This window comes from Aliivibrio sp. SR45-2, from assembly GCF_963890165.1.
Lineage (GTDB): Bacteria > Pseudomonadota > Gammaproteobacteria > Enterobacterales > Vibrionaceae > Aliivibrio > Aliivibrio salmonicida.
Window position 1 is genome coordinate 1 of record NZ_CAWPRC010000083.1, and the last position, 883, is coordinate 883.

Here is an 883-nt window from a genome sequence, read left to right on the forward strand (position 1 = left end):
AAAAAAATAAAAACCAAATTAAGTAAAAGACCACCTCCTACGTAAATAATAATCTCCCCAACATCAAGGCCATCATGACTAGAATCATACGACATCCAAACAATAAATAATGAACATAACAATGCCACAAAATATCCCAAATATTGATGCTCTATGGTTTCATACTCATAGAGTACTTCTTCGTTGTATAAATCCATTCTCATGGTTTCTATTTTGTCTGTATTATCTATATCTTTATGAGTTAGCACTATTTAACGCATCCTTTTCGATTTAACATCAATCTTGAACCATAGGATGTAAGAACTCTTTATATTTATAATGGGAATATATATCATCTTCTTCCTCTACCTCATAAAAATGACCATTTGGATAAAAATCCCTCAAGGTATTGAAAATATCATTTGCATTTTTTTATTGCAAAAAATACCATCCAATGACAGTAATAATTGAGCATTTGGAACTATCGTTATATAGTTTATTTTTGATGATTTAATTATCACTGACTCATCAAAATACAAAGTTTCAAACATCATAGGTTTTAATCTAAAGTTAACCAATTTGAATGAGAGTAATGCACTCGCCCCTGCTCCAACAAACGCCATAGGACCAACAAAAACAACAGCAATCAAACATACAACGACACCCACTCTACCTATCATTCGTATACATTGATAAGCATACTCTGGCACAACATCTGCCTGCTCAGTTAATATTCCATTTTTAGTAAATTTGTAAATCCGCTTTATATCGGCGGATGCAAAAAAATAAAAACCAAATTAAGTAAAAGACCACCTCCTACGTAAATAATAATCTCCCCAACATCAAGGCCATCATGACTAGAATCATACGACATCCAAACAATAAATAATGAACATAACAATGC

The 883-nt window shown here is 31.8% G+C and carries 2 pseudogenes; both read right to left on the reverse strand.

The features are described 5' to 3' along the window. Positions 1 to 248 (reverse strand): annotated as a pseudogene (locus AACV33_RS03835) (hypothetical protein); the annotation flags it as partial. Between the two features lie 28 nt (positions 249 to 276). Then, a pseudogene (locus tag AACV33_RS03840) lies at positions 277 to 883 on the reverse strand (hypothetical protein); the annotation flags it as partial.